At 53.5% G+C, this 25797-nt stretch carries 27 protein-coding genes and 1 pseudogene; 13 read left to right on the top strand and 15 right to left on the bottom strand.

Annotation, left to right across the window (positions count from 1 at the left end):
* Both Q1B13_RS25555 and Q1B13_RS25550 read left to right on the top strand, forming a co-directional pair.
* Window positions 1–180: hypothetical protein (locus Q1B13_RS25555; RefSeq protein ID WP_299800755.1), on the top strand; the 180-nt coding region annotated here is incomplete at its 5' end.
* A 71-nt stretch (window positions 181–251) separates the two neighbouring features.
* Window positions 252–1466 (top strand): serine hydrolase, encoded by a 1215-nt coding sequence (locus Q1B13_RS25550; protein WP_299085548.1) that lies wholly within the window; start codon window positions 252–254, stop codon window positions 1464–1466.
* Between the two features lie 183 nt (window positions 1467–1649).
* On the opposite strand, the gene Q1B13_RS25545 is transcribed toward Q1B13_RS25550, so the two are convergent.
* Window positions 1650–1934, bottom strand: a complete 285-nt coding sequence (locus Q1B13_RS25545; RefSeq protein ID WP_299800754.1) for a recombinase family protein — start codon at window positions 1932–1934, stop codon at window positions 1650–1652.
* 71 nt (window positions 1935–2005) lie between these two features.
* The gene (locus Q1B13_RS25540; protein WP_299085545.1) at window positions 2006–2926 is read right to left on the bottom strand and encodes a porin; all 921 of its coding nucleotides are present in this window, start codon (window positions 2924–2926) and stop codon (window positions 2006–2008) included.
* Window positions 2927–3139: 213 nt separating this feature from the next.
* Here Q1B13_RS25540 and Q1B13_RS25535 point away from each other — a divergent pair, with 213 nt between their 5' ends.
* Window positions 3140–3484 (top strand): hypothetical protein, encoded by a 345-nt coding sequence (locus tag Q1B13_RS25535; protein WP_299800752.1) that lies wholly within the window; start codon window positions 3140–3142, stop codon window positions 3482–3484.
* Window positions 3485–4143: 659 nt separating this feature from the next.
* Entirely contained in the window at window positions 4144–4755 is a 612-nt protein-coding gene (locus Q1B13_RS25530; RefSeq protein ID WP_299085541.1) for a recombinase family protein, read from the top strand.
* A gap of 274 nt (window positions 4756–5029) precedes the next feature.
* Here Q1B13_RS25530 and Q1B13_RS25525 read toward each other — a convergent pair whose 3' ends face one another.
* A complete protein-coding gene (locus Q1B13_RS25525; RefSeq protein ID WP_299085539.1) occupies window positions 5030–5464 on the bottom strand; it encodes a VOC family protein in 435 nt (144 codons plus the stop codon).
* A gap of 351 nt (window positions 5465–5815) precedes the next feature.
* Here Q1B13_RS25525 and Q1B13_RS25520 point away from each other — a divergent pair, with 351 nt between their 5' ends.
* Window positions 5816–6436, top strand: coding sequence for a LysE family translocator (locus Q1B13_RS25520; protein ID WP_299085537.1), 621 nt, complete (start codon window positions 5816–5818; stop codon window positions 6434–6436).
* Between the two features lie 239 nt (window positions 6437–6675).
* Here Q1B13_RS25520 and Q1B13_RS25515 read toward each other — a convergent pair whose 3' ends face one another.
* The 3 genes from Q1B13_RS25515 to Q1B13_RS25505 all read right to left on the bottom strand — a co-directional run bounded on the left by Q1B13_RS25515 (window position 6676) and on the right by Q1B13_RS25505 (window position 9601).
* Window positions 6676–7110, bottom strand: a complete 435-nt coding sequence (locus tag Q1B13_RS25515) for a GNAT family N-acetyltransferase (RefSeq protein WP_299085535.1) — start codon at window positions 7108–7110, stop codon at window positions 6676–6678.
* A 185-nt stretch (window positions 7111–7295) separates the two neighbouring features.
* A complete protein-coding gene (locus Q1B13_RS25510) occupies window positions 7296–8429 on the bottom strand; it encodes an MFS transporter (protein ID WP_299800750.1) in 1134 nt (377 codons plus the stop codon).
* A gap of 296 nt (window positions 8430–8725) precedes the next feature.
* Window positions 8726–9601, bottom strand: coding sequence for a LysR family transcriptional regulator (locus tag Q1B13_RS25505; RefSeq protein ID WP_299085531.1), 876 nt, complete (start codon window positions 9599–9601; stop codon window positions 8726–8728).
* 88 nt (window positions 9602–9689) lie between these two features.
* Between Q1B13_RS25505 and Q1B13_RS25500 the strand changes: the two genes are divergently transcribed.
* Window positions 9690–10592 carry a DMT family transporter gene (locus Q1B13_RS25500; RefSeq protein ID WP_299085529.1) on the top strand — a complete coding sequence of 301 codons (903 nt, stop codon included), beginning with the start codon at window positions 9690–9692 and terminating at the stop codon, window positions 10590–10592.
* Between the two features lie 285 nt (window positions 10593–10877).
* Here Q1B13_RS25500 and Q1B13_RS25495 read toward each other — a convergent pair whose 3' ends face one another.
* From Q1B13_RS25495 to Q1B13_RS25470, 6 genes are all read right to left on the bottom strand, one after another.
* Entirely contained in the window at window positions 10878–11951 is a 1074-nt protein-coding gene (locus tag Q1B13_RS25495; RefSeq protein WP_299085527.1) for an isocitrate/isopropylmalate dehydrogenase family protein, read from the bottom strand.
* 3 nt (window positions 11952–11954) lie between these two features.
* Entirely contained in the window at window positions 11955–12896 is a 942-nt protein-coding gene (locus tag Q1B13_RS25490; protein WP_299085525.1) for an isocitrate lyase/phosphoenolpyruvate mutase family protein, read from the bottom strand.
* Window positions 12889–13416, bottom strand: coding sequence for a 3-isopropylmalate dehydratase (locus Q1B13_RS25485; protein ID WP_299085523.1), 528 nt, complete (start codon window positions 13414–13416; stop codon window positions 12889–12891). The genes Q1B13_RS25490 and Q1B13_RS25485 overlap by 8 nt, the downstream gene beginning before the upstream one ends.
* Window positions 13413–14630 (bottom strand): aconitase/3-isopropylmalate dehydratase large subunit family protein, encoded by a 1218-nt coding sequence (locus tag Q1B13_RS25480; protein ID WP_299085521.1) that lies wholly within the window; start codon window positions 14628–14630, stop codon window positions 13413–13415. The genes Q1B13_RS25485 and Q1B13_RS25480 overlap by 4 nt, the downstream gene beginning before the upstream one ends.
* Window positions 14630–15775 (bottom strand): hypothetical protein, encoded by a 1146-nt coding sequence (locus Q1B13_RS25475; protein ID WP_299085519.1) that lies wholly within the window; start codon window positions 15773–15775, stop codon window positions 14630–14632. The genes Q1B13_RS25480 and Q1B13_RS25475 overlap by 1 nt, the downstream gene beginning before the upstream one ends.
* Window positions 15776–15896: 121 nt before the next feature.
* Window positions 15897–16772 carry a LysR substrate-binding domain-containing protein gene (locus tag Q1B13_RS25470; RefSeq protein ID WP_299085518.1) on the bottom strand — a complete coding sequence of 292 codons (876 nt, stop codon included), beginning with the start codon at window positions 16770–16772 and terminating at the stop codon, window positions 15897–15899.
* 111 nt (window positions 16773–16883) lie between these two features.
* Here Q1B13_RS25470 and Q1B13_RS27110 point away from each other — a divergent pair, with 111 nt between their 5' ends.
* The 5 genes from Q1B13_RS27110 to Q1B13_RS25450 all read left to right on the top strand — a co-directional run bounded on the left by Q1B13_RS27110 (window position 16884) and on the right by Q1B13_RS25450 (window position 20412).
* Complete coding sequence (locus tag Q1B13_RS27110) at window positions 16884–17036, top strand: DUF1127 domain-containing protein (RefSeq protein WP_366871137.1); 153 nt, start codon at window positions 16884–16886, stop codon at window positions 17034–17036.
* A 3-nt stretch (window positions 17037–17039) separates the two neighbouring features.
* A complete protein-coding gene (locus tag Q1B13_RS25465; RefSeq protein ID WP_299085515.1) occupies window positions 17040–17879 on the top strand; it encodes a DMT family transporter in 840 nt (279 codons plus the stop codon).
* 136 nt (window positions 17880–18015) lie between these two features.
* Window positions 18016–18807: a DUF4147 domain-containing protein gene (locus Q1B13_RS25460; protein WP_299085513.1), complete on the top strand. Its 792-nt coding sequence runs from the start codon at window positions 18016–18018 to the stop codon at window positions 18805–18807.
* Window positions 18808–19325: 518 nt separating this feature from the next.
* Complete coding sequence (locus tag Q1B13_RS25455) at window positions 19326–19709, top strand: shikimate kinase (RefSeq protein WP_299085552.1); 384 nt, start codon at window positions 19326–19328, stop codon at window positions 19707–19709.
* A 217-nt stretch (window positions 19710–19926) separates the two neighbouring features.
* Window positions 19927–20412 (top strand): hypothetical protein, encoded by a 486-nt coding sequence (locus tag Q1B13_RS25450; RefSeq protein WP_299085511.1) that lies wholly within the window; start codon window positions 19927–19929, stop codon window positions 20410–20412.
* A 102-nt stretch (window positions 20413–20514) separates the two neighbouring features.
* Here Q1B13_RS25450 and Q1B13_RS25445 read toward each other — a convergent pair whose 3' ends face one another.
* A complete protein-coding gene (locus Q1B13_RS25445; protein ID WP_299085510.1) occupies window positions 20515–21414 on the bottom strand; it encodes an LD-carboxypeptidase in 900 nt (299 codons plus the stop codon).
* 3 nt (window positions 21415–21417) lie between these two features.
* The gene (locus Q1B13_RS25440; RefSeq protein WP_299800746.1) at window positions 21418–21783 is read right to left on the bottom strand and encodes a hypothetical protein; all 366 of its coding nucleotides are present in this window, start codon (window positions 21781–21783) and stop codon (window positions 21418–21420) included.
* 455 nt (window positions 21784–22238) lie between these two features.
* Here Q1B13_RS25440 and Q1B13_RS25435 point away from each other — a divergent pair, with 455 nt between their 5' ends.
* Complete coding sequence (locus tag Q1B13_RS25435; RefSeq protein WP_299085507.1) at window positions 22239–23258, top strand: IS110 family transposase; 1020 nt, start codon at window positions 22239–22241, stop codon at window positions 23256–23258.
* A gap of 693 nt (window positions 23259–23951) precedes the next feature.
* Here the strand turns inward: Q1B13_RS25435 and Q1B13_RS25430 are convergent.
* Window positions 23952–24227: a hypothetical protein gene (locus Q1B13_RS25430; protein WP_298938436.1), complete on the bottom strand. Its 276-nt coding sequence runs from the start codon at window positions 24225–24227 to the stop codon at window positions 23952–23954.
* Window positions 24228–24280: 53 nt separating this feature from the next.
* Between Q1B13_RS25430 and Q1B13_RS25425 the strand changes: the two are divergent.
* Window positions 24281–25797: pseudogene (locus tag Q1B13_RS25425) on the top strand (hypothetical protein); the annotation flags it as partial.

The raw sequence follows: 25797 nt of genomic DNA, 5'->3' as shown, positions 1-25797 counted from the left end.
TGGTTCATTGCCGAAGAACCCTCTTACACATTTGATGTCATCGTAACAGGTCTCGACGATGAGGCGGAACATCAATACGAGATTTTCAATCTCGACATGGAAGCTGCAGAGACCAAACCCAATGGGCTCTTGTCGGTACCGCGACTGTCTGTGTCCGAAGCTCTCAATAAGTACGGCTAATCCAAATTTCAATGTCGTGGAGTTACTCAAAGCAAACTTCTTTCGATAGATTTTGAAACGGAAAAAGACACATGAAGGCACGCCGCGCCATAACCTACGTAATGTCAGTTGTGGCACTCGTTGTTGTTGCCCTGACCTACCTTGTGTTGACTGGAGAGAATGGTCTCTCACGCCCTAAAGCTCCCGAACGATTGATTGATGTCACTCACCTCGACTCTACCGAGGCCAAAGAATTTGGCTGGAGTGCTGACGGATTGGGTAACGTCTTCGACCATGTTTCGACCCTGAGCACGGATTCCTTTTTGATTATGACTGATGGGCAGGTCGTCGGCGCGTTTGGCGATCTGTCTATACCTTACAACGTTCACTCAATTCGAAAATCGTTCCTAAGCGCGCTGATCGGTCAGCAATTCCACGCAGATGTGAGCCTATTGCCTCTGGATGCAACGCTTCAGGAACTTGGGATTAATGACTCGCCTGTGCCATTGACGGAGCTACAGCGCCAGACAACTGTGAGACATTTGCTGCGCAGCGTGTCAGGCATCAATCATCCGGCAGCCGCTTCGGCGGGGTTGTACGCAGAGATCGACAAGCGCTTGGGTCATACCGAAAACCAGCCAGGCACCATTTGGGCCTATAATAATTGGGACTACAATGCGCTTACGACTGTCTTCGAGAGCGCAACAGGCACTGAAATTGCAGAAGCCTTCGATCTCAATATCGCGCAGCCCATCAACATGGCTGATTTTGATCGATCCGCCGTGTCCTATCAGGCAGATCCCAGTCTTTCAGAGCACCGAGCCGCGATGTTTCGGATGTCTGCTCGTGACCTCGCCAAGTTTGGTGCGCTCTATCTCAACAACGGAGTTTCCGGTGAGCAGCGTATTCTTGCTGACGGGTGGGCGAGCCTCATAACCGAGGACTTCTCAGAAACTGGGAATAGCGGTTTGAGATGGGGGCACGGATATCTTTGGTGGATCTCAGGCCCAGAAACCGGTTTCCCTGATGGGACGTTCTGGACTTGGGGCCTCGGAAATCAAGCGCTTATGGTGATCCCCGCATGGAATACGGTCATTGTACACCAATCGGATACGACAGAGTTCTTGAAACGATTTCTTCCATTGATCGGTGATGAAGGTATGACTGGCGAAGACGCGCTTTTGCAACTCATTCGCGCTTGCCGACAAGAGGACGCCCGAAAGGCAGAATATTGCACAGAGCATCGCTTTATCACCCGGCGCGAGTTTGATGAACTTGTCTCTCTGATCGCTTCGGCCCGCTATTAGAAGGCCGCGCCCGCGCGCCGACATTAGCGCAGTGCCGATGAACGGTCGCAGACACCTGACTTTTCAATATCTGGCGAACGGCCCAAGGTCGGTGTGTCGGCTGAAACCTAGCGCGCAGCCACGCAACACAAGGCACGGGATTTGTACAACCAACTGCTGCAGGTTATCTCCGGCCGTGGTGACTTACGGTTCAAGCACGCGAAGCGACGCGCCTTTGGCGTCGAGTTCGTGCACCAGGTTCAGCACATCACGAGTGGATCGGCCAAGGCGGTCCAAACGATGAACGACGAGCTCATCGCCGTCACGCAAAAACTCCATCACTGTGGTCAGCTCTGAACGATCATCGCGGGACGCACCGGAAACTGTTTCCGAGCGGATCAGCTCACATCCTGCCGCCTTTAGTTTGGCTTTCTGGATGTCGAGATCCTGGCTTGAGGAACTGACGCGGGCGTATCCGATCCTGGGCATGGGCATATTCGCTCCTCAAAAACAAAGAGCGGGCCAAACGACCCGCTCTCAACGTTAACAGGTTAACTTACTCAGAAAGCAAATTGCGCCCCTAGGTCCGCGCGAAGCTGGCCGTCCTCGTCCCCGCTCTGGATCTGGCCGATTCCGCCGAGCAGCGATGCGCCGCCGCCCAGGTCATACTTTGCGCCAACGCCAACGTTACGGGCGCCCGCTCCTCCATCACCGTAGGCGAATTGAAGCGTGGTTGCTGCGCCCAGACTGTAGGCACCTGACAAACCGTAGGCCACGCCGCTTTCTTCTTTGTCCACATCATCGTTTGCAATGAACAGAGAGCCTGAGACATCGCCCACTTCTGCGCCCAGCGTCAGAACAACCAGGCTTTCTTTTTCGCCATCGGTCGGCGCCCCTGTCTGACCATAGGCCAAAGCTGCGGTCACGTTGTTGAACGTGTAGGCCGCGCTGATGTCCCAGCGGTCCCGGTCGCCCTGGTCATAAGATGCGCTGACCGCCCCGCCGCCGATTTTGTACTGGAAGAACACAGCGTTTGAACCAGCTCCGTCAGAGGAATAGCCAAGGAAATCGTAGTCCACTCCGCTATACTGGCCGAGGAAGGTTTCAAGCCCCGGTTCGGTTCCATAGTAGTTGTCCAGGTTGTCGATTGCGCCCCCGACGTTACCCGCATCAACACGCAGGCCGCCATAGATGACTGAGAAAAGCGCGCCGTTCAGACCGGCAGCCTTTTGTTCGCCGGTGTCGGCGTCCTCGTCAGCTTGCAGTCTCACACGGGCCGAGAATTCAACCCCGGTGTCGGTTTCCGTTTTGGCATCAATGTTCAGGCGAAAGCGTGAAACCAAAATAACGTCATCGGCTGTATCGCCTCGATCTTCGACATAGCCCAAGCCAAACCGGCCGTAACCTTCGAATTTCACTTCGGCGGCTGCAACGCTTGCGGTCGCAATCAGCGCGGTTGATGTAAGTAGAATCTTTTTCATGTTTTCACTCGGTTTGTTTCGGTTGGTATTACGGCACACCCCCGTGCGCGCTGTGATTGATGCCCTTTAAAACGCACCGGATCAATATAGAATCCGTTTATTTAAAAACCCGTCTATTTAAAAACCGTTTATTTAAGGCGAACGTTGTGATTCAGCAACAGACTTTAGCACTTTTGTCCTTGTCAGATTAAAAGCTCTCGTTTATTTCCGCCAATGCGGGGTTCAGCACAACTCCCCCGCAAAGGCAGATCGGGGAAAGACGATTTGTCGGGTTGCGCGAGCGCGTTTCCCCTCGGTTTCACGCTCGCGCACTTGCATACGAGATTAGAGAAAGTCGGCTGCACTCACGGAATTATTGCCGGCTTGGTGGCCTCGCTGGAATTTTTATTGCTTTCGGCGGAGCAGGGGCGCATCACCCTGCGCAGCCGGTTTCGATTGCATTTCCGGCCGGGCCTGCAGCTCGACCTTTTCGCCCTTCGCGGGGTCGATTTCGGCTCGGTGCAGAAAAGCGATCTAAGAATTTTTATGAATAATAACAAAGTCTTACGAGTCTTATAATTTAAGGCATCGCGTAAACCGGTCGCAGAAAATACCGTTATTATTCAATAACTCATTTTCTTAACGTACAATTTAGCACTGAGCCGTAATCGACCCCATAATGGAGGTCTATTCAAGCTTGGGCGGGATAGAAGATGTGTTTCCAGCTAACCATTGTAAATCTTGGGGCATAGAGTTCGAAGGCATTGCGGTTGAACTAGATGAGCACTTCAATTCAATCGCTATCGAATAATTGATATTATCAATCTTTCGATAGGATAAATCTATGAATCTAGTCAACAAGACATTCTCAGAATTCAAACAATTGCGATGCGCTCTATATAATTGATATAATCTATCTTTCGATAGAATGGATCTATGAATCTAGCCGGCATGACATTCTCAGAATTCAAACAATTGCGATGCGCCATGTTTCTTTTGCTTTCTATAGAGGGTTTGCTTATTGATGATTGTGATATGAATTAAGGGATATAAAGGGCGACAGAAAGCCCGGAGTTCCTCGACGCATCACAAACGTTCGTTTGAGAAATAGGCTGAATGACTGAGCAATCCGAGTTTCTGACACCGCGCCTTCGCCTTCGACCGTTTCGGGCAGACGATCTATCAGCCCGGAGCAGGAGTGATGGGGCCTGGCGGTTGCGCTTCCATCAAGGAACGCCATGCTGATTGGATATGCCCGTGTCTCCAAGGCGGACGGTAGCCAGTCACTCGATCTGCAAAGGGATGCACTTGTCGCCGCTGGTGTCGGTTCCGACCAGATCTATTCCGATCAGGCCTCAGGCAAGAAAGATCAACGCCCCGGCCTGGAGGCCTGTTTAAAAGCCCTGCGTGAAGGCGACGTTCTGGTGATCTGGAAACTGGATCGGATGGGGCGCAGTCTGAACCATCTGGTGAAAACGACAACCGCGCTGTACGAACGAGGCGTCGGGCTGAAGGTGCTCACAGGCCTGGGGGCGCAGATCGACACGACGACCGCCGCTGGCCGTCTGTCATTTGGGATTTTCGCCGCATTGGCCGAGTTCGAAAGTGAACTGATCCGGGAACGTACAATGGCTGGGCTTCAAGCCGCCCGTGCCCGTGGTCGTAAAGGTGGTCGAAAGTTCGCTCTCACTAAAGCCCAAGTTCGAATGGCTCAGGCAGCTATGGCAAACAGGGACACTTCCGTCTCCGAACTTTGTGAAGAGCTTGGCATAAAACCCGTCACCCTCTACCGATACGTCGATCCCAACGGCAATCTACGTGAGTACGGCAGACGCGTGCTTGGAGCTTAAGGTGTCATTCTGCACTGAGCCGGAGCAGACCCCAGCTGCGCTGCCGAATTTTGAAAAGTTGGGCTCGGTGCCGTCGTTCACTGCGGATCGCAAGGACTACTGGTCAAAAGAGCCCTCACCAGACTTCCACCGCACTTTGTGGTTTTGCTTGTGCAGAAGGTGCTGAACCGCGCATTCCGGACGTTCCCAGGCGCTTCACAGATGGCAGGGCTGCGGGAAAACCGGTCTTTCGCTACGGCGGAACTAATGGCTGCTATGCGCAGCAACTCGGAACTCAGCTGGGCTCAGGGAGGGTGAGAGAACCGTCATCTTCAAGAGACCAATATGGGTTGTGAGCTACCTCCCAAACATGGCCGTCGGGATCGGCATAGTACCCCGAATATCCCCCCCAAAAGACTTCTTGTGGTTCCTTTAATGACGTTGCGCCCGCATGCAGGGCGCTTTGATAGGCTTTATCGACGCCCTCACGGTCAACCATGTTGAGTGCGAGCGTCATAGCTCCGGTCCCAAGTTCATTCGCGGGTCTGTTCTGGTCTTCAGCTAGCGCGTCATGTCCAAAAAGCCCAAGGACGAGTCCTCGAAGCTGATAGAATACGATCGTGTCGCCACCACGGGGAGCGGGGGTCCAACCAAGATCAGAGTAGAACATCTTTGATCGCTCGAGGTCGGCAACACCTAATGTAATCAATGAAACTCGCTGGGGCGTCATGGCGACCTACCTTTTCTTTCAGGTTCGCCCAAACATAGCGGACTTTGGTCGCTGTGCAGCATTTTTGATAAACGGGCTCGCTGCGGACCTTCTCTGTGACAAGCCTGAATTGGTAGATGAGCCCCAACCTGCCGTTGATCCCATTTCCGCCTTTCGTACATGCAGCAAGTCGCAAGTCGCACATTCCGGACGTTCAAATCCCAGTGTCAGATGGCAGAATGGCGGACAAAGCCCGCTTTCGCTGCGACTGCGCCAATGACCGTTTCTCCGAACCATACCAAGAGAGTTCAGCGTTCCTAGACTTTTGATCCTGCGGCTGGCAAGTTCCATCCAATATGAATGGATGTGCCAATGACCTTTGAAACTTACATGACTTTCGTGCTGGCAAGTTCTGCCCTTATGCTTGTGCCGGGTCCTGCAATGCTGTTCATGATCGGACTGGCGCTAAATGATGGCCTCTATAGAGCATTTGCAGCTTTACCCGGCTTGGCACTCGGATTGGTGGTATCGATTTCAGTATCACTTCTTGGTGCAGGTGCTATCCTTCTGGCCTCAGCACAACTCTTCACGGCATTGAAACTGGCTGGAGCAGCATACCTGATCTATTTGGGAATACGCCTTTGGGTGTCAAATGCCGGTGGAACAACAGAAGACAAGGAAAGCCACTCGGGGAAGAAAAGCCCGTTCTGGCCCGCTTTCCTGGTGGCTGTGCTTAACCCCAAGGCGCTGATCTTCTACATTGCGTTCCTACCTCAGTTTGTCGATGCGAAAACGGCAGCGTTGCCCCAGTTTCTGGTATTGGGTGCTACGTTTTGCATCATCGCAATACTAGCAGCAGTCATAAGTGCTTTTGCTGGAAGCGGTCTTCGGAAAGGGGCCAAAAACACACTGGCTCTAGGTGTACTGAACAAGTGTGGTGCTGGAGCAATGGTTGCATCTGGCATTTTAACGGCTTCATCCGCGCGGAACTAACTCAGCTATCCAAACCCCTGTTCGTCGCTTCTTTGTTATCTGGTCATTTTCATTAAGCCGACATTCATGACGAGCGCAGCATTTGTGACTCTGGGCTCTTTCTGAACCTTGGCCGCGTCGGTCACGAACGGCCGGTTCGGGAAAAACACCGTTGCGAGCGGCGCGGTGCGCGAACTGGTAAAATGCGGGACTTCGCAGCCCGTCGAACACACCAAGTCATCAGGGGTTTCGGGCCGGGTCTAAAGCCGACGGCTCATCCTCAAGGCTGAGTTTTGAAAACCTATTGAACGATAGAACGCGTGCGCTTCGTCGCGAGCAAGACCCGTCGTCAACTCAATAGTGTCGCAGTCAGACTTTCGCGCCAGCGAGATTGCCTCATTGACCAAAGCCTTCCCTATGCCCTGCCTTCGTTTCGAACTATCGACCACTAACGTTGTGATCCGAGCCAAAGGCTGAGGATAAAAGAGTAAAGGGGCAATATGAACTGCTACAGCACCCACGGGTACCAGGCCTTCCAGCGCAAGAAGAAGATGGTCTTGTTCGTGGCAGCCTATTAGGTTCCAACGACGTTCTATTTCCTGCGCCGAATGATCAAATCCCATATGGTTCATTAAACGTGCAATAGCAGGCGCATCTGTTGTCTCAGCATAACGAAAGCTAAGTGACGATGACATGTTGGCGCTCCAGCAATGGTCTCACTTCGGTCATTCTCTTCAACTTGCCTCAACTGGAAGTAAGTCGTCTTGCCCCATTTCAGTGGGCAGTTTCAAAAGATCCGGCTGACCTCTCTTCAAAGTCAGCCGGGTTTACGTTGCCAATATACCCATGGCGACGTTTTCGCACTGACTTTGACGCGCTCTCATCTATTGATGGCACCGAATGCAACCGTCACCGCAGCTGTCAGAGCCAGCAGACCCAATGCACCAGCGGGCAGCGCCCAAAGCCCAGTAATGATACCGAGCGCGCTTGCCAGTGCTGACCCCACCGCAATGCCGAGGTAATTTGCAGACGAGTTGAGTGCGAGGACAAAGCCGTGGTGCTCCTCAGCCACCAAACGCACAAGACGGCTTTGTTGAGGCGTTGCGAACAGGGTGCCCATGAACGCGCATCCAGCAAGAACCACCGTACCCAGGTATGGCCCCAGATCGAGAAGCATCAGAGACAGAAACGCAGCGAGACCAGCAAAACTCGCCCAAACCAAAGGGCCGGGTCCAACGCGATCCGAAAGCGCGCCTGCGACGGCATTCCCCGCGACACCTAGAACGCCGAACAGGAGGATTGCGATTGGAAGGCCGCCTGCGCTGACACCGAACTGTTGTCCCAGCAATTCCCCCATCAGTGCATAGATGACAAACTGCGTCGATAGCATGCCCACTGTCCCCATAAGCAGGAGCACTGGTGCGAGGAGGCGCAGGCTTTTTGCGGGCTGTTTCCGTGGCGCACGTGCTGCGTCTGTATCGCGCGGCATATAGGTCGCTGCCAAAGCAACAAAGAGGAGCGCGGCCAGGCTTATGGCCGCAATGGCCCCACGCCATCCAAGCCACAGCGTCAGCCACGTCGCAATCGGCACGCCGCCAACGGTTGCAAGGGTAAACCCGGCAAAGACTGTGGCCAAGACTGCACCGCGCCGGTCCACAGGGACCAGAGAGATGGCAAGTGCTGCGCTAGTGGGCGCGATGAGCGCGCCGCCAAAGGCGGACGCGATGCGTGCAAAGAGAAGGGTGTGAAACGACGTCGCCAGCGCTGACCAGATTAGGGAAGCTGCGAGAATACTCGCGCCCGCAAGGATAAGCGTTCGGGGTGCGAGACGTCGCCCAAGGGTGAATTGCGCGAGGGGTGCAGCCAGGGCAAAAGTTGCGGCGAATGCTGTGACGAGCCACCCCGCGTCTGCTGGGTCCGTGGCCAGATCGCGGGTCAGCGCCGGTCCCAAGCCCAATATGCTGAGCGACGTCGTACCAATAACGAACATTCCCAAGGCAAGGATCCAGGGCACGCGCTTGCTGATTGTCTGTGTTGGCACAGAGTTACGGTCCTCATTGTTTGGAAGGGTTATGTCAGGATACACCTTTTGCCAACTACCGGAACCCAACATGCGCCGCGCTACAGTAAGTTGGACGCATGGGCTCGCTGCGGACCTTCTCTGCGACAATCCTGAATTGGTCGAATGAGCCCTTACCAGACCTTCACCGCACTTTGAGGCTTCGCTCGTTCCGCAAGTCGTGAACGGCGCAAACCGGCCAGTGACCTAAGGCAGATGAGCGGGCCTACTGAGCTTTCGCAGCGTTGACATTAATGGCGGCTTTCAGCTGCACTTTCCAACCACCTAACAAATCGCTTGGACAATCCTGTTTCACGCCCATCAACACGTAGGGTATAATATCCAACATTGATGTCTTTGCTATTGGGCAACGGAACAAGACGATCTTCGGCGACATCGTTTTCAACCATAAAATCGGATGTAAGCACCATTCCCATTCCCGCAGATGCGGCACGCAAGGCGGCATCATCCAGGTCAAAATGTTCAGCAAAATTAAGCTGCATGTCGCTTTTATCAGCTTCGGCGAGCCAGAGCTGCCAATCCCAGTTCCCTTTTGTGCATTGAAGAGCGGGAATAGATGCGACGTCCAGTGGGTCGACTAGTTTTGACAGTAATCCAGGCGCAAGATACGGACGGCAGACATCATGAAAAAGGATGCGTGCGCCATCCGGGCATTTATCGCGCTTGAAGTAACTGATTGTCACATCAGCCGTTCCAGTCGGTGGATTGTCGATATCATAGAACGTTTCAACCTGAACACTGGCATTTGGGTTCTTCGACTTGAAGAGATGTAGCTTAGGTATCAGCCAACGTACGGCAAATGACATCGTAGACCGAACGCGAAGTTCGTTCGTGTCGCGAACGACATCCTCAAGCGCAGTGTGAAGCATTTGAAGGCTGGGCGCAGACTGTCGAAACAGCCGCGCGCCTGCGTCCGTCAGATCAATCGCGTTGTTGCGCCGCACAAAAAGCTGAACCCCCAAAGAATGTTCAAACGTCTTGAGCTGGTGACTGACCGCGCCCGGAGTTACCCCAAGCGATTCTGCGGCTTTCCTGATGCTCATATGCCGGGCTACCAATGAAAACACGCGCAGTGCATTCAATGATATTGCGTTGATAGTCTGCATCAAATTTCCTCACTCACGTTGAATATAACTCGTTTGATTGCAATAGGAACCGGTCTTTAGAAATAACAAATTCATCAACAGGTTTTTCATGTCATCATTTCATACCAATGCTCAGGCCATCCTTTGGGTACTGCTGAGCACAGCCCTGTTCACTGTTATCTTTGCTGCCGCCAAATTTGCCGACGGGGCCATTGGAACATTTCAAATCCTGTTTTTGCGGTACATCGGCTCTTGCGTGACGGTGTTTTGTTTGGCGGTGCGTTTGGGATCCTTTGTTCAGTACAAAAGCAAAGTACCGCTCCGGCATTTTATACGCGCAGTCTTTGGGTGCTCTGGCGCCGCCGCAATTACTTGGGCATCCGCACATATGCCTGTAGCAGACGCATCGGCTATCGGCATTCTCTACGGTGTCGTGACAGTTCTGTTTGGAGTTATGTTCCTGAAGGAATACGTTGGGGTACGCCATGGGTTTGCGGTCTTGATATCGCTTGCAGGCGCAGTGTTGATCATGTTTTCTCAGGGGGCATTCCAAAGTAGACTCGCCGCTATTCCGGCTTCAGTTGCATTGCTCAGCGCCTTTTTGATGGCCTCCGAAGGGTTGCTTATCCGACTACTGAGCCAAACCGAAAGCGCGCTCTCTATGATGCTTCACATCAGCGCTTTTGGCGTTCTGCTGATGTGCGTCCCGGCATATTTCGAGTGGAAATCCGTCAGTATGGCTGTTGTCTTAGGGTGCTTTGCGCTTGGACCGCTTTCGGTCCTCGCGCAGTATTGCACGATCCGGGGATATCGCATTGCGCCGCTGTCGGTTGTCGGGCCAGCTGATTACTCATGGCTGATATTCGCAATGATATTGGGCGTTGTTGGATTTGATGAATACCCAGACATTGGTGTCATTTCAGGTGGAATATTGATCATCATCGGCGGCGGAGTGCTTGCTAGCATTCGTACCTTAAAGATGGATACCAGAACTGCAAATCGCGCGACATAAATGTTGGCGTCTTGAAACCAGTCATTCGTTCGAAACGCGGCATTACGCACTTTGGGCTCCCCCGGCGCCTTCGCCGCGGTCTGCACCAAGGGCCGGTCCGGTATGGATCGACATTCACTGCACGCCGCATGAACAGGAAAGACGCGGACAAACCAGACCTCCAGCCAAATAAAATGTAGGTCTGCATTCATTCCCGCGAGCTTAGATGATGTACGCTGTGTTCTAGGAGTGATTGAAGGGCACCTGCGTAGCGCAAATGCCCTTTACTTTCAACAAATCAACCTGTCACGCTGATGCGAGGAGCGAAGGTATCGCATTGCACACGGATTGGGAAAAATCTGTCGTTGACGTGCTTCCACCCATATCCCGTGTTCTGGAACTCGTCCGAGCCAGCACCTCTCGAACTGCTGACCTGATTGTCGATGCCGCCATGAGGTATGGTTTGCGAAAAGCAGACGGTTGGTTCCCGTACCAATCCAACAACATCGCTGCAGACAAAGTCAGAGCAACCGGATTGGCGATATTTTGCCCAGCAATATCGGGAGCCGAACCGTGAGACGCCTGAGCGACGGCAAAATTCTCACCAATATTCAAAGACGGTCCCAACCCTAGTCCCCCTGATAGTTCAGCGGTCAGATTGGATAATATGTCCCCGAACATATTACTGGTCAAAACGACATCGAACGATGATGGTTCACGAACAAGCAGTGACGCAGCTGCGTCCACAAGCACCTCTTCCAACTCAATGGCTGGATATTGCTTGGCCACTTGGCGGACCTCATCAAGAAATAGCCCATCCGACAGTTTGAGAACATTTGCTTTATGGATGACAGATACTTTCTTGCGACGCTCTGCCGCCAGCTCGAAAGCTGTTTGGGCAACCCGTCGGGTTGCAACTCTGGTGATCTTCCTTATCGCGAATGCCGAGTCTGCATCAGGCATGAATTCCCCGGCGCCTTGGAACATCGTTCTCACAGCGTAAAAACCCTCTGTGTTTTCACGAACGACAACGAGATCCATCGCCTGACCAACGTCGCATAGCGATACACATGGCCGGACATTTGAAGAAAGGTTGAGTTTGGTCCTGAATTCCGAAGACAGATTTACGCCACCATCCTCGGGTTTTGGATATGCGTAAGTCGAAAGCGGCGCAAGAATTGCGCCATCACAGTTTTTCACCAAGTCCCAAACACTGGCTGGTGCCGTTGTGCCGTAGCGGTCAAGTTCACTCAGCCCAACGGGCTGAGCAGAAATTTCCAGATTGAGCCCAAGTTGGTCGCGAACCGTGATCAGAACGTTATTTGTCGCCGCCGAGATCTCGGGGCCGATTCCATCACCTGTGAACAAAGCGATTTTCATTGGCTATGCCCCCTCTATCACGCGGTTGTCGCGTTCCATTGCGTCGTAGTAGCCGGTTTGGGAAAATAGATCTTTCACCGGCGAAATTTTGTTATCCAACACTGCAGACATCCCGCTCTCAAGGAGCTGCTGACAGGTAGAACTCATTGCCATATGCGCCGCTCTCAGAAGGTGGTTTGCATGAACTACGATATCGAACCCACGCACGCCCAAATCCTGCACGTTGACCGTGTTGTAAGTCGTTGGGACACACATCAGCGGGATGTATTTGTCGAAGCTGCTTCGCAGCTCCTGAAAGGCGTCGGCAAATGCGAAAACCTCATCGGGCGTCTGATCTTTTGAATGGATCATTATACCGTCGGAGCCAGCTTGGATGTATGTTTCCGCGCGGCTGAGAGCATCAGACAAATTGCCACCCGCAATTAAGCTCTCCAGCCTGGAAATAAACATCATGTCGTCGGTGAGCATCGCGGCTTTAGCCCGGCGTATCTTCCGCGCAAAAACCGATGGTTCCTCCAGGTGATCCAGCTCAGTGCCATCAAGACTGTTGCGTTTCGGGTGGCGTTTGTCCTCTACGACAACCGCGGACACACCGAGAACTTCCAACCTACGGATCAAGTATTCCAGGCTAACGGCATCACCTCCGGTATCAGCATCAACGATAACGGGGTTGCCGGTCGCAAAGCATATCTCCTCGATCATTTCCAGGCGTCGTTCAGCGACATAGATCTCCATGTCAGGTAATCCACGCGCAGCCGAACATGTAAGGCTCGAAACCCAATGGCCGTCGAATTTTTCCCCGGTCGTTGATACGGCGTTTTCGGAAATCATTGCCGAAAGGCCATTGTGAGCCTCACAAAAAACAACTGGCCCTTTGCCGGTCAACCGTCTGCGCAGTTCTCCACGGCGGCGTTCGGGCAATCCGTTGATGCTTGATCTAAGCATGATCCACGCTCCCTTCGAGTTCTACCGGTTGTCTTTTGACCTTGCTGAGCACTGACGGGATGAGGCCACCCGCTGCCACCATGTCCAGCATCCGTTCTGGCGGTGGTGAAAAGTGAACGATGTCATCCGCACCGATCAGTGTCCCACCAGCAATGTTCACCACGATTTTTTCGCCTTCCGCGAAGCAGAGGGCATCCGCTTCGATAGCAAACAACCCAAGGTTCCAGCAGTTTCGGAAGAAAATTCGCCCAAAGCGTGGAGCAACAACTACGCGGACACCGGCTGCAAGCAGAGAACTAACAGCTTGTTCCCGTGAACTCCCGATTCCGAACGTATCGTCGGCCACGATCAGATCGTTGGGGCTGAAAGTCGCCGCCAGGCCTGGGAACCGGTTTTCAAATACATGCTGAGCCAGTTTAGACGTGTCAGTGTGCATATGTTTGTAGCGGCCGGGGATTATGTCATCTGTGGAAATGACGCCAGAGATGCGACGTGTTCTTACATTCAGGCTCTCAGTCATAGCAGGTCCTCCACGGAGGGAATTCGCCCGTGAACAGCTGCGTGTGCTGCGACTAGCGGCGACGACAGATAGATCTCCGCTTTTGGGTTCCCCATTCTGCCAAGAAAATTCCTGTTCATAGTGGACAGAACGCGATCACCATCTGCCGGTATGCTGCCTTGGGTGCCCAGGCAAGAACCGCAACCCGGTGGTGTGACAACTGCACCTGCTTCCGTAAGTGCGCTGATGTATCCCTTTTCAACAGCTTCGAGATACACGGCCTTCGAGCCGGGCGTCACCAAACAATGCACCCGATCGCTGACCTTCCTACCCGTGAGGAAATGAGCGACATCCGCAATGTCTTCCAGCCTGCTGTTGGTGCAGCTGCCGACAAAAACATAGTCGATTTCGGTGTGATACATCTCATCAATGGAAACGACATTCGATGGCGAGTGTGGCTTGGCAATCATCGGTGGTAGATCGGTGATATCGACCTCCAGAATACGCCCGCCCGCGTCTGGTTTGATCTGACGCATTCCGTCTGGCCGCCCTGCACCATCGGGCAAAAACACGCATTTTGCGCCGAGTTCGACCCCCAAGCTGGCAACTGTCGCCGCGCTGTCGAGTGAGAGTTCGGAGACCCAAGGCCCCATCCACTCGACTGAGCGATAAAGGAAGTCCTCCTGGCCAAGCGTTGCCAGCACATGCAGAACAACATCCTTGGCTTTTGTCACGGAGAGAGGCCGGCCTTTGATGTTCAACCAAACCGTGTCAGGTACTTTTAGCCAAGCTTCGCCGGTCATCATAGCAGCGGCGATGTCAGACGCACCCATACCCAAGGCAAGACTTTGTACGGCCCCACCTGTGCACGTGTGGGAATCGGAGCCCATAACGATCTCCCCGGGTCCAAACCAGCCATTCTCCAGCGCAACCACATGGCTAATGCCTGCACCTTGCGGAAAAACTTGCACACCGAGTTGCGTGGCGAATGCATGTGCCTCCTTCAAGCGATTGGCGATTGCGATGTTCGGCGTAATGACTGAGTGATCGAAAAAAATGCCGACGGCATCCTTGTCAAACACTGAGTTACACCCGTTGTCGCCAAATATCTTGGCTATGGTCGGAGAATTACCGTCTTGAACATACACTTTATCCACATTGACGGTGACGAGCTGACCGGCCTCCACCGGTTCACCACCCGAATGGGCGGCGATGATGTCATTCACGATAGCCATCAGTGTACACCCTCCGGCAGGGATTGCCGTTCGGCATCGCTGTAGATTTCCTTGAGCCTTTCCACCGATACTTCGGAGCCGGTCGCGATGGAGACTGCCCGCACGCTATCCAGACAACCCTGCAAGAGATCATCGTTCACCGTGACCCCGGACTGCTCCAAGTGGTACTTGAGCGTGGCACGACCTGAATGTTTGCCAAGAACCAGGCGGCGATGTCCACCAACGTCAATCGGATCAATTGGCTCAAAGGTTTTTCCCGATCTGATCACACCGTTGACATGAATTCCGGATTCATGTGCAAAAACATTGTCACCCACAATCGGCTGCCAGGGCGGGAACCCCTGGCCAGTGGCATCCGACAATGTTCGCGACAGGTTCCAAAGCTTGGTCGTGTCAATGCCGACATCCACTTTGTGGAAGTCTCGAAGAGCCAGAACCATTTGTGCAAGGTCAGGCATCCCCGCTCTCTCACCCATGGCGTTGACGCAAACATGAAAATAGCGCGCTCCGGCTTCCAACCCCGCCAAAGTGTTCGCAACGGCCAGCCCATAATCGTTGTGACAATGACACTGAACATCAATCTCGGCAGCTTCTTTCACGGCCGTTACGCGGGACGCATATCCTTTTGGATCTAGCATCCCGATTGTGTCTGAAAGCCTGATCCTGTCAGCACCGGCATCCGCAACGTGAGACGCATATTCTTGCAGAAAACCGATTTCGGTTCGTCCCACATCCTCCGCGCTGATGGACACAAAGACCCCTTTGTCTTTGGCTACCTTGATGATGTCGGAAGCCGCCTGAAGAAGCCATGAGCGGTCTTTGCCAACACTGTGTTTCAGATGGACACTGGACGTTGGCAGACCGATGTGAATGGCTCGGAATCCCAAGCCCAGTGTTGTCTCTAGGTCGCTTCGAACGCCCCGGTTCCACCCGACAATGGTTGCTTCGTCCTTGCGCTCAAGCATCTGATGAAGGGCTTTCACTTCTTCACCGCCCATGGCGGCGATTCCAGCTTCCAGCCATTTCGCGCCCGCACCGAGCAGAGCATCGAAGACCTTCAGCTTTTTCTCAGCAGAAAGGGCGACTCCAGGGGCCTGCTCACCGTCACGAAGTGTTGTATCCTCTAAAATAATGTTCGCGTGCATCGCTGGCTCTCCTTCATAAAAGCGTTACAAAACTGACAACTTTAGAACGCAGAGTCTCAATTTGACACAATCGAAAGTATCTGACTTTGTATGTGAGGATTCTACACAGAGCTGAATCCGGTCATGAATCGACCGATTGCGCCTGCGTAACCAACCATTCAATAAACGCAGCTATCTGTGGACCGGAGCGAGGCCGAAAAGCTGCGTAGTAAAAGTTGCCGGTTTTCTGGAAGCCAAAAGGGGCCACTAGGCGGTCAGCATCAATGTCATCAGTGACGAGGATTTGAGGTGCAAGTGCTGCCCCAAGCCCAGCTGTCGCCGCTTCAAGCATGAAGTAAAAATGCTCATATTCCCGACCCTCGTGCGGCAAATCGGCGTCAACCGTCTCACACCAATTTGCCCACGCGTCCTTGCGGGTTTTGGTGTGAAGCAGAGGAATATCTTTCATGTCATTGGGATGGAGAATTCCTGCGTTAGGAACGATCTTCGGGCTCAGCACTGGACCAACAGCATCGTCGAATAGTCGCTCATAGCTGTGTTCAGCTCGGTCAGGACTACCTACACGAATAGCCACATCGAAGTGTTGTTTTGCGAAGTTTACCGGTCCGTCATCTGTTGTGAGGCGAATGTCAATCTTGGGGAATTTGTCGTGAAAGTCATAAAGGCGGGGGATTAGCCACCTCATGCTCAAAGTGCCAAGACAAGACACGTCTATGATCCGATCTTCTTCCTGCATGGCCTTATTGACCGCTTCCTCGATACGATCAAATCCGTAGGTAAGAGCAGGCAACAACCGAAGCGCCGCCTCGGTGGGTTCTAGCTTGTTTTTTGGCCCATCAAACAGCACGATACCTAGGGTTTTTTCCAACCCTCTGATTTGGCGGCTGATGGCGCCATATGTCACCCCAAGCTCGTCAGCTGCATCACGCATTCTGCCCAAGCGCGCTGTAGATTCGAATGCCCTTAGCGCATTCAGAGGTAAAACTCCTCGTTTCATGTGCTAAATCCTCACTAGTGATTTGAGAAAATCTCGATTTTATAAGTGCTTATCTAATGCGAGAAGTCGTTTCATCACTAATCAGATCACATTCACCGAAGCGAACACGAAGTGGCAAGTATTTTAGTCTCAACTTTCAAACTATGGGCGAGAAACCGCCGATCCAGATGCGCGCTGGCAAAGCTCGGTCGGAGTGCGCTGAAGGATGTCGGAATATCCATCATGGACCGGGAGCAAGAGCTAAAAAAATGGTTTTGGGAGTAACTGATGCAAACCCACGTATTTCTGGCGATCCTTGTTGCTGCTCTTCTGCATGCAGGATGGAACTCTGTTGTAAAGCTGGATATTGACCGCAGATCTTCGGTACTACTTTTGGCGATAGTTCAAGCCCTTGCTGCGCTGCCAATTCTCCCATTCGTACAACAACCCGATAGCTCCGCCTATGCTTGGATTGTAGCCGCAGCATTGCTTCATACTGGGTATAAGATTTTTCTGGTGGAAGCTTATGCAAGGGTTGATCTCAGCCAAGCATACCCTCTGGCAAGAGGTACGGCACCGCTCCTGGTGACTCTGTTTTCCGTGCTGGTTCTCGGCGAGGCATTCAGCAGCGGTAGTTTGGTGGGCGTCGGCCTAATCTCGGTGGGCATCTTTGTGATGGCCCTGAGAGGAGGCCACATAGATCGCCTTCGGGGGACGGCACTGTTCTTTGTGATCGGTACTGCCGGTTTCACAGCGAGTTACACATTAGTTGACGGCATAGGCGCAAGAATTGCGGGCACTTCCTCCGGGTTTATCCTTTGGATGGTCATCGGTGATGCTATTGGAATGCTCATCTACTCGGCCGCCGCCCGAGGCCGTAGTGCATTTTCTGGCCTGAAACCAGCGTGGAAAACTGGCACTGCCGCTGGTTTGATGTCACTCGGCTCGTATTGGATCGCGGTATGGGCGTTCACGAAGGCACCCATTGCTCTCGTGGCATCGCTTCGTGAATCCAGCATTTTGTTCGCAATCATCATCTCAACGCTTCTTCTCGGCGAATCCGTCAGCCGATGGAGATGGGCGTCCGGATGCGCGATCTTTTGTGGTGTTATCTTCATCAAGCTATGAATTTTGCGCGCTCTAATCGCATCCTTGCTGAACACTTGTGCGAATTCCTCACGTATTTCGTTCCGAAAACTCGATTGATTCAGAGCTTTTTTCATCTCCTCATTGGCGAGTTGGAATTACATCGGGAGGTTTCAAAATGGCACTCCAAGCGTTGAAAAGTCTGTCGTGTGCGATGCAGGTGGGCGTACAAAGCCCTCCGCCCTTAGAGACTGAGTTACGGAGAACAAAGTCCAGCCTGACGTTAAATCACAAAACCGTCGTCATAGCTGTTGGTCATGATGCCTGCACCATGATGGACACCGCCCTCAACGTTTTCGGAGATGTGAGTGCGGAAGATGCAATCGCTGTAACAAGCCATGAAAATCATCGAGAGATCGACGGAAGCGAGGTGCTGGCGGCATCCCACCCAATTCCAAACGCGGAAGGGCTGGATGCCTCAAGGATTGTTACTGATAAGCTGACAAATAGTGGAGTTGGAACGAACGTAATTGCGCTCATCAGTGACGGTGCATCCGCACTGCTTCCGTCACCAGTCGCCGGGGTATCTTTGAACGACAATATCCGGATCAACGAGCTTCTACTGGCTTCAGATCTGAACATTTATCAGATCAACTTAGTACGACAATGTATCTCTACCCTGAAAGGGGGCGGTATTTTGAGAGCAGCTTACCCGGCGGTGGTTCATTCCTTTTCTACCACGCGGCAAGATATTCTTGATCCGTCTGTTATCGGTAGTGGACCAAGCGCTGGCCCGCTCGGCACCATAGCAGATGCCAGACGGTTACTGATCGAAAAGGGATTGTTCACACGACTGCCTAGGCTCGTCCGCGAGTTTCTCGAAAACTCCAGCACACCGCTGGAAGTGCCTCTGGCGCCCCCAGCGAAAGTGGTTTCCCTCGCCCCTCTCACAAGGTTAGGAGTGGCGTAAGAAAACTTGGTAACCGCGTCGTCTCACTCTTCAATCACAGTTGGATTTCGCAAGAGACGAGTAGACTCCGATCTTCCTGTGTGGTGATCCCCGCCACAAACTTGCCCGGCCTCATGCCGGGCTCTTTTTTGGGGGGAAGAAATACCTCCGCAAGGTGATGCTGGAAGGCACACAAAACAACAGGATGTTCTGGCCTCCATTTAATAAAGTAGTCATTCTTTAGTATCGCAGCATTTTGCACTTTGGGCTCGCTGCGGACCTTCTCTGCGACAATCCTGAATTGGTCGAATGAGCCCATTGCCGTCGTCGGCCAAGCCTCCTTCTTTCGCATGTGCAGCAAGTCGCGAACCGCACATTCCTGACGTTCAGAACGAGGTGGCAAATAGCAGGTGAGCGGACTCTGCTGCCGTTCGTTGCTTCAACTCCAACGTCCGTTACGGTCGCATTCGATGCAATTGTGAGCGTGCGAATAAGTCACTCGCTGGTATAGTGTTCATATGGAATAGCACGTTTTTCTCATTGGACCTGGTGGGGTCGGAAAGACTTCATCCGGACCCCATCTCGCAAAGCTCCTTGGCCGCGAGTTCATCGACTTGGATGGAAGATTCATGTCCGGACCTGGATACATTGGTAAGTACATAAACGACTATGGTTACGCCAAGTACGTGCGTGAAAACTCAAAACTGTTCTTCGAGAACATCTACCAGCGTGCCAAACCGTGTGTCGGGGCTCTTTCTTCGGGTTTTATGATTGCTGAGGTTGAAATCGAAACCGTCGAAAAAAAACAGGTCCGCGGTGAAGAAGATTGGGCATTCAGTCTTGCTATTGCCGAACGCGGACCCAGCCGAATGCGCAAATACTATTGTGTCTCGCCAGGTTCAACGCGGTCTCAATCTCAGTGAAGAAATCGAGCGTCCGAAGTTCTTGGAGCGCCTGCTTGTATACAGGTCACTCGCAGATCAAGTCACCGTCTTTCAAGGAACGCCTGAAGAAGTTGCAAATGCAATTTTTGCCCAAATGCGCGATGCAGACCGACCGACAGAGTAAATCTGTTGAGCTTGCGGGATCCTTTCCTATCGCCGCCGACCACAATCGAACAATAACCACGGATCGAGATGCATGAATACGCCTGAAACAGTGACAACCGTTCTAGCCAAGCTGGCGGAACTGAGGATTGTAGCAGCTTTGTGCGGTGGCTGGGCAGAGGAAGCACTTGGCATAATCCCGCCCCGTCCACATAAGGACATCGACCTAGTTGTTGAAGCCAATGATTTCTCGGCGATAGACCAAGCTCTAATTGATGGCGCACTTAAGAATGAAATCGCCGCGAAGCGCTTTGCTCATAAACGTGCGTTTGTATTCTCAGAAACCATGGTCGAAATGTACTTAGTACAGAACCGAGCTAACAGACTTGTGACGATGTTCTGGGGAGACACAGAATATGTGTGGCGTGATCCTTTGGTTGCGGTGACTCAGTTGTATGGGACAAGTATTAGAGCAGTCACACAGGAAAACCTTCTAAGATTTCGGCGTTCTCACAAAAGTCACGAGCCATGGCGATGGAGTGACCCAAACTCCCTGCTGCCGCATCTCCAACCCTATTGATACCTGCTTAGTCGGCAAAAATCATCGGCTGTTTCGGTTTGGGTCTAAGCAATCTGATCGCTGATGTTATCAGAACTGCCGACATGATCCGCGTTTGATAGGTTAAGCTCTGGCAGGCTGTGTTAGCGTTCCTGAATCTGCGTCGATTTGCGTTTGGGCACCAATCAAGACGGAGCGCGCATCTGGATCGTGACCAATTGGAAGCCCGCCGAGGATCGAAACGCCAAACCCCTCAAGGTATTGACGCAGCAATCCGATTGCATCAATCGGCGGATTCGGAGGAGTGCCGCTGATGTGGCCGATTGCAACGCCTGCAATGCCTTCAAGATGACCCGCTCTCACTAACATGGTCAGGTCCCGCTCAAACTGACCGATTGCGATCCCGTCAGACTCGATCAATAGGATTGCCCCGCGCAGGGAGGGTAGCGCCCACCCGGCGGCAGTAGCCAACATCGTAAGGCTGCCGCCGATAAGCGTGCCACTTGCTTTCCCCTCTGTTGTCAGCGCCCCGGATTCAATGGCGGGATCGGATTTGACTGTGATCGGTTCACTCTCCATCAAGACGGAGCGCAAGGAGCGTGCTGCAATATCACTGAGCTGGCCGTCATTACTGCCGGTCAAAGCGCCGTGGACGCTGAGGGCCGCGCTGTTTCGCCATAGGGCCATTTGAAGTGCGGTGATGTCACTGAATCCAATCAGCGGCTTGAGGTCGCGGTCAATTGCGTCAAAAGGCAGTCGATGGGCAATACGATATGACCCCTTGCCGCCGCGCGTTGTAAAAACCGCGCGCACCTCTGGGTCAAGTAAGGCGTTGGTGAGATCGGCAAGGCGCACCTCATCCGAGCCTGCGAGATAGCCCATCTTATCGAACGCGTGCGGCCCAATTTCGACCCGCAAACCCCATGACCGCAGAACTTCAGCGCGTCGTTCAATTGCACCCGGTTCCGCGCGGCTGGCTGGCGAAACGAAGCGCACGAGATCACCCGGTTGCAGCAGGGGCATGATTCAGTCTCCATCTAAGGATTGGCTGTGCGAGGCAAGGCTGAATGGAGGATACTTGACATCAAACAATGCAGGGAATTCGCTTCGCTTCGAAAGTGTTACGATCGGAACGTCTGGACCGAAGCGATCAATGGCACTCACCAAGCGCGGCGCAACCCTCGTCTCAAAGGTCCAAATAAAGGTCAGGAACTCGCGATCAGGCAACTGCTCGGGGCATCCTTCTGCCATATCGATCCGAACTTTGCCGTAGTTTACAAGAACTCTTCGCGCGACGCCGCCCAGTGCGACGCGTCTTGGAACTCGAACCCACATCAAAAGATCAGCCCGAGGAAGACGTAGATCGAATGTAGACACAGTTGTGCCGTCCATGACCCACCGATCTCTTCTCACCAAATCTGCAACAATCTGACGCTGCTCCTCGCGGTCGCGAACCTGCCAGCCGGGCAACCAGCGGACGTCCCGGTCATACGATAGATACTCCAGGTTGAAACGCTCAGATATTTTGAGCGAAAGCGTGCTTTTTCCGCCTCCTGAACACCCCACTACGAGCACACGTTTCGCCGTTCTAAGCAAATCGGCTGCATGAGGTATTGATACATTCTTCGGCATTTCAGCGGGTCCATTCTAGAATGACACTTTTCGTATAGCGATCATTCGCGACTGTTGCAGCATTCGGCAAGTTGGGCTCGCCGCGGATATTCTCTGTGACAAGCCTGAATTGGTAAAAAGAGCCCAGAGCGGATGAGGTGGGTGGCTCCTGCTCCACCGGCGTCGCAATGCGCCAAAGTGCAGTTATCAACGACTGCTAGGAAAGGAGCCACCCAATGACAGTAAAGACCGTCGGCCTCGATTTGGCCAAGGACGTTTTTCAAGTGCACGGCATTTCTGAGAACGGCCGGGTTATTTTCAACAAGCCGATCAAGCGCGCGAAGCTGCTGGCGTTCTTTGAGACGCTGCCACCGTGCACGGTTGGCATGGAAGCCTGCGGTTCATCCCATCACTGGGGCCGTCAGTTGCGCAAGCTCGGCCATGATGTGAAGCTCATGCCTGCCGGATATGTCAAACCGTATGTGAAGCGCGGAAAGAACGATGCCGTCGACGCAGAAGCGATTTGCGAGGCGGTCCGCCGTCCAACCATGCGCTTCGTAGATATCAAGACTGAAGATCAGCAGGCCATTCTGTCGATCCATCGTACGCGGGATTTGGCCGTCCGGCAGCGCACCCAGCTGGCCAATATGATCCGTAGCTTGCTGCGCGAGTTCGGCCATATTCTGCCCATTGGGATCGAAGCGGTGACGGCTTTTGCGAAGCGTCACTTGGCTGGGGTTCACCCGGACATGCCGGAGATCGCGACCGGCATGCTCGGCATTCAGTGCTATCAGTTCATCGGCCTGAACGAGCGCATCGACGGATATTCCAAGATGATCGAGCAACATGCCCTGCTGAACGCAGATGCGCGCAGGTTGATGCGCATGCCAGGGATCGGGCCGATCACGGCCTCAGCGATTGTCGCCACGATCGGCGATGCGCATCAGTTCCGAACAGGAAGAGATCTGGCCGCCTGGCTGGGCCTCACCCCGCTCAACAAGTCGAGCGGCGGCAAGGAGAAACTGGGCAAGATCACCAAGCAGGGTGATCGCTACATTCGAAAGCTGCTGGTTGTGGGTATGACATCGCGCGCGGTCATGGCAAAACGGTCGCCAGAGAAGGTCGATCTCTGGACAGCCAAGATCATTGCCGACAAACCGTTTCGGCTGGCAACAGTCGCGATGGCAAACAAGGCAGCGCGTTCCATCTGGGCGATGCTGACAAAGAAACAGGAATACCGGCAGCCAGCGTTCTGACCGCGCAGACTGCCCACGAGATGCAAGACGTTGAAGTGATGATGCGGAATTAAGTCAACCAAGAGCAAGGACACTCCGGGAAGGTCAGCGGCCCTCCGAGGTCGATAAGCCGATTGGAACCTCGCTCGCGGAATTCATCAGGGCCAGTGGAGGCAATGCCAAAACATAAACAGGCCGGACAGACGACAGTACTGACGAAACGACCGCGAAAATCGCTAAAAAACTCTTGCAATGCAGGAGCCACCCACAGAGGACCTTGACCGATGTTTTGAGCTTGGCTCTTGCAGCAAGTCGCAAACTACGAAAACCGGACATTCAGAGTCAGGTCGCAAATGGCGGGTGAGCGGGAACTAATTTGCTTCCGCTTCAACTGAGCGACTGTTCGGCTAGCCAGACTGAACATATGCAGGCTCTTGTCCATGTTGATGAAATTAGAACCCAGCAGGCGCAGATCACCATAGCTGGTGTCTATGCAAACATAGGACTTGGGAATTTCTCAAAGACTGCAAGCTGGTTCTAGTATTTAGTATGGTAAGCATCGATTGCCCCCAGGGTGTTTGGCTGAAAATCGCCAAAATTTGCGATAGATTCATTCTGTTATCTGCGGTCCGGATGTGTCTACGGTTTCATCGGCTTTCCGGTTCGAGTTCCGGCGCCGCGCCTTGGCGCAGACAGCAGCACCCACCGGTGACATCACCCCGATACTCTGACATCCGGCCCCAGGCTGTTCATCACGCGTGGATCAATTGGCGAACCGATCACGGCTTTCGGATCGGATGGCTTGACGCGATCATACCCGATCCCAGTGACGCGCGCAGTGGCTTTCAGCGGTTTGGGGTCTGATATGACCCCTTCGCACTTTATCACGACTGGTACGACGACGCAGAAGCAACGTCTCCGGCCGATGCCAGCATCAATTCCCGCATGTATGCCAACTAACTGTCCGCCCTGCGGAATGGGCGGTGCCATTTCCAGATTGTGTTCAAACACGTTGGCGATGGCCCTCACAGGAGAGTTTTAGTATGACAGATGAGTTCTCAGATATCCAAACCGCCCTGCGCCCGCTCCACGTTTTGTTCCGTGCAGGTCGTTTGACCAGGTTCAAGGCTCAGGTGGTGAGTATTGCTCCAGGGCTTTTGATCGTGGCGACGGTTGTTGTGCTGATCACCGGCGGCGCGGCGTATGCGGCCGATGAGTGTGGGGCGGAGCAAAAAGGCCAACAAGGTACTGTCATACAAGATACAGTCACATGTGACGCTCCCACTGGCACCGGCCCTAACCCCTACGCTGATGGCATCACCTATACCGGGTCAGACGGGCTCACTCTGATACTTCCAGCCGACCCTGCCATCACGGTGGGTGGCTCCGGAGTGAGGTTGGAAAGAGTGAGTGACGGCGAAGGTGATATTTCTGTGCAAATGGACGGCGGAACAATCACCACGACTGGAGCAACCGGTTTCGGGATTTTGGCGAAAATCGGCCCGAATTACTTTGGCACGAGGGATGTTACAGGCAGTGTGACAGTGCGCATGACCAAAGGGAATATTAATATAGGCGGTGACTGGGCTAATGGGCTTTATGCGAACACCTGGGGCACCGGCGCCGTGCTTGCTCAAATGGAGGATGGCACAGTCACCACGGTTGGGGAACAGTCCAGTGGGATTACGACGTCGATCGGCAACGAGGATAGTACTGCGCCATCGACGGCACGCATGACCAAAGGGGATATCAGTACAGATGGTAACCGAGCCCACGGGCTTGTTGCGCTGACCAATGGCCATGGCACTGCGCTTGCTCAGATGGATGGCGGTAGAATCACCACGATTGGGGAAGTTGCTAGCGGGCTTGTGGCGGCATCGATCCGTGGGCAGGCGACTGTTAAGTTGGGCGTGGACGCCGAGGTTACGGTTTCCGGAGCACATGCACACGGCATCCGCGCTCAGGGTGCAACAGGCTTTGACGTGGATGTGGACGGGACTGTGAAGGGCGGATCAGGAAACGGCGCTGCGATCCGAACGATGTCCAGCGACACCGGGACAATTGATATCGCCAGCACCGCCAATGTGAATGCCGGGGCTTCTGGCATTGCGATACACACGATGACTTTCGGGGCGGCTGGTGCCCCTGGCGCAGGCGACGACGGTACAGCGACCATCACCTCTGCAGGGACAATCACCGGGGATATTCGTCTTGATGCGGGGAACGACAAACTGATTGTGACAGGCGGAAGCATCACCGGCCATGTCTATGGCAGTGAGGGCAACAATACCTTGACCTTGGAACGTGGCCGCTTCACCGGTGGCATTTATGGCGGTGCGGGTGACGATACCGTCACGATTTTTGCCGAAAGCACCTATGACGGATCCCACGTTCTGGATGGTGGTGCGGGGGATAACGATCAGCTAACGCTGCATGGCCAGACCATCAGCAACACGGCAGAGAACTTCCGCAACTGGGAACGGGTCACGCTGAATGACACAAACCTGCGCCTGAATGAACTTACCCGGCTCGATATAGATCAGTTGTCCATCAACACCGG

Origin of the sequence: uncultured Ruegeria sp. (genome assembly GCF_947489545.1) — a bacterium.
GTDB lineage: Bacteria > Pseudomonadota > Alphaproteobacteria > Rhodobacterales > Rhodobacteraceae > Ruegeria.
This window is presented reverse-complemented; position numbering and strand designations above follow the sequence as displayed.

Coding starts and splice junctions, on each gene's coding strand:
- Q1B13_RS25550 (WP_299085548.1), top strand. CDS start 252: ATGAAGGCACGCCGCGCCATAACCTACGTAATGTCAGTTGTGGCACTC.
- Q1B13_RS25545 (WP_299800754.1), bottom strand. CDS start 1,934: ATGCCCAGGATCGGATACGCCCGCGTCAGTTCCTCAAGCCAGGATCTC.
- Q1B13_RS25540 (WP_299085545.1), bottom strand. CDS start 2,926: ATGAAAAAGATTCTACTTACATCAACCGCGCTGATTGCGACCGCAAGC.
- Q1B13_RS25535 (WP_299800752.1), top strand. CDS start 3,140: ATGCGGGGTTCAGCACAACTCCCCCGCAAAGGCAGATCGGGGAAAGAC.
- Q1B13_RS25530 (WP_299085541.1), top strand. CDS start 4,144: ATGCTGATTGGATATGCCCGTGTCTCCAAGGCGGACGGTAGCCAGTCA.
- Q1B13_RS25525 (WP_299085539.1), bottom strand. CDS start 5,464: ATGACGCCCCAGCGAGTTTCATTGATTACATTAGGTGTTGCCGACCTC.
- Q1B13_RS25520 (WP_299085537.1), top strand. CDS start 5,816: ATGACCTTTGAAACTTACATGACTTTCGTGCTGGCAAGTTCTGCCCTT.
- Q1B13_RS25515 (WP_299085535.1), bottom strand. CDS start 7,110: ATGTCATCGTCACTTAGCTTTCGTTATGCTGAGACAACAGATGCGCCT.
- Q1B13_RS25505 (WP_299085531.1), bottom strand. CDS start 9,601: ATGCAGACTATCAACGCAATATCATTGAATGCACTGCGCGTGTTTTCA.
- Q1B13_RS25500 (WP_299085529.1), top strand. CDS start 9,690: ATGTCATCATTTCATACCAATGCTCAGGCCATCCTTTGGGTACTGCTG.
- Q1B13_RS25495 (WP_299085527.1), bottom strand. CDS start 11,951: ATGAAAATCGCTTTGTTCACAGGTGATGGAATCGGCCCCGAGATCTCG.
- Q1B13_RS25490 (WP_299085525.1), bottom strand. CDS start 12,896: ATGCTTAGATCAAGCATCAACGGATTGCCCGAACGCCGCCGTGGAGAA.
- Q1B13_RS25485 (WP_299085523.1), bottom strand. CDS start 13,416: ATGACTGAGAGCCTGAATGTAAGAACACGTCGCATCTCTGGCGTCATT.
- Q1B13_RS25480 (WP_299085521.1), bottom strand. CDS start 14,630: ATGGCTATCGTGAATGACATCATCGCCGCCCATTCGGGTGGTGAACCG.
- Q1B13_RS25475 (WP_299085519.1), bottom strand. CDS start 15,775: ATGCACGCGAACATTATTTTAGAGGATACAACACTTCGTGACGGTGAG.
- Q1B13_RS25470 (WP_299085518.1), bottom strand. CDS start 16,772: ATGAAACGAGGAGTTTTACCTCTGAATGCGCTAAGGGCATTCGAATCT.
- Q1B13_RS25465 (WP_299085515.1), top strand. CDS start 17,040: ATGCAAACCCACGTATTTCTGGCGATCCTTGTTGCTGCTCTTCTGCAT.
- Q1B13_RS25460 (WP_299085513.1), top strand. CDS start 18,016: ATGGCACTCCAAGCGTTGAAAAGTCTGTCGTGTGCGATGCAGGTGGGC.
- Q1B13_RS25450 (WP_299085511.1), top strand. CDS start 19,927: ATGAATACGCCTGAAACAGTGACAACCGTTCTAGCCAAGCTGGCGGAA.
- Q1B13_RS25445 (WP_299085510.1), bottom strand. CDS start 21,414: ATGCCCCTGCTGCAACCGGGTGATCTCGTGCGCTTCGTTTCGCCAGCC.
- Q1B13_RS25440 (WP_299800746.1), bottom strand. CDS start 21,783: ATGGACGGCACAACTGTGTCTACATTCGATCTACGTCTTCCTCGGGCT.
- Q1B13_RS25435 (WP_299085507.1), top strand. CDS start 22,239: ATGACAGTAAAGACCGTCGGCCTCGATTTGGCCAAGGACGTTTTTCAA.
- Q1B13_RS25430 (WP_298938436.1), bottom strand. CDS start 24,227: ATGGCACCGCCCATTCCGCAGGGCGGACAGTTAGTTGGCATACATGCG.